At 40.9% G+C, this 1,522-nt stretch carries 1 protein-coding gene; it reads right to left on the bottom strand.

Annotation, left to right across the window (positions count from 1 at the left end; translation table 11 throughout):
* Positions 1-239 precede the first annotated feature (239 nt).
* Positions 240-1,463 carry an IS256 family transposase gene (locus FC093_RS23550; protein WP_137264277.1) on the bottom strand — a complete coding sequence of 408 codons (1,224 nt, stop codon included), beginning with the start codon at positions 1,461-1,463 and terminating at the stop codon, positions 240-242.
* Between the last annotated feature and the right edge of the window lie 59 nt (positions 1,464-1,522).

Here is a 1,522-nt window from a genome sequence, read left to right on the forward strand (position 1 = left end):
GGGAGTGTAATTTAAACTGTGTCAAAAGATTTTCCTATGTTACATTTATGCTGTCAGGCAAAACGGAGAAAGGCGCTGCTGAGGAGCAACCTTTTAAGGGATAACCTGACCCGATAGAATGAATGCCAATTCAAGCCATTGAGTTGGCATTTTTTATAAAGTTACGTTGTTGTTTAATCTTAGCGAATATTCATTCGGTATATGCCTGAAAAAACCTTTGGGCGATAGCCCAAATGGCTTTACATTAAAGTTAGCCTGCCTGCAAAGTGAATAGCAAGCTGCGACACAGTAAGGCTCCGGTTTTGCAAAGGTTGTGTCCATTTTTTACTGATGTTTTTATAAGCGAGATACACCAATTTGAGCAGTGCATCGTCACTTGGAAATGCCCCCTTATTTTTTGTAACTTTTCTCACCTGGCGATGAAAACCTTCAATGGTATTAGTAGTATAAATGATAGGTCTAATATCCTCAGTATACTTAAAATAAGTGGAAAGTTTATGCCAGTTATCCTGCCATGATTTAATCACCACCGGGTACTTTTTGCTCCATTTTTCAGAGAGCTTTTCCAGGTTTAATTCAGCGAGATCTTTTGTTGCCGCCTTGTATACAGGTTTCAATTCAGCCAGGAATTCCTTCTGGTCTTTAGAAGCCACATACTTTAATGAATTACGTATTTGATGGATCACACAGCTTTGCACTTCCGTTTGTGGAAAGATGCCTGCTATAGCCTGTTCAAAGCCATTGAGGTTGTCAATGCACGCTATCAGTATATCTTTCAGTCCACGGTTATTTAAATCTGTTAATACGCTGAGCCAAAAATTAGCGCCTTCATTTTCTGAAACATACACGCCTAACAACCCTTTTTTCCCTTCCTTGTCAATGCCTAAGATGTTATACACTGCCCGGCTTTTTACCTTGCCCTGTTCCTTCACTTTATAGTGTATCGCATCCATCCATACTATACAATAGAGTTCATCCAAAGGTCTGCTTTGCCATTCTTTTATCAGCGGCATGATGCGCTCTGTTATTGAACTTAAGGTATCATGAGAGATGTCCATGTCGTACATCTCCTTAATATGGTTAGAAATGTCACGCAGACTCATGCCAATGCCATACATGCCGATGATGCGGTCCTGTAAACTATCGGCTAAAATCGTTTCCCGCTTCTTGATAATCTCCGGCTCAAAGCTGCCATTCCGGTCACGGCTGGTGACCAGTTCAATTTCACCATCGCCGGTTTTCACCGTCTTGCTTACTTTGCCATTTTTACGGTTGGTTGTTGGCTGAAGCTGCTCTTCAGAGAGGTGTTGTTCCAGTTCTGATTGTAAAGCTGCTTCTAAGAATTGTTTGAACAAAGGAGCAAAAGCGCCGCCTTTGCCTGTCAGACTTTTGCCCGAACGAAACTGCTCCAGGGCTTGCTTTTTAATTGACTCGTAGTCAAACTGATTTTCTTGCTTTTCCATTTTTTTCTGTGTTTTGAAGTTAAGTATTTAACTCCTGACACAGTTTATTTTACAGTCTC

It is taken from the genome of Ilyomonas limi (assembly GCF_005233845.1).
Taxonomy (GTDB): Bacteria; Bacteroidota; Bacteroidia; order Chitinophagales; family Chitinophagaceae; genus Ilyomonas; species Ilyomonas limi.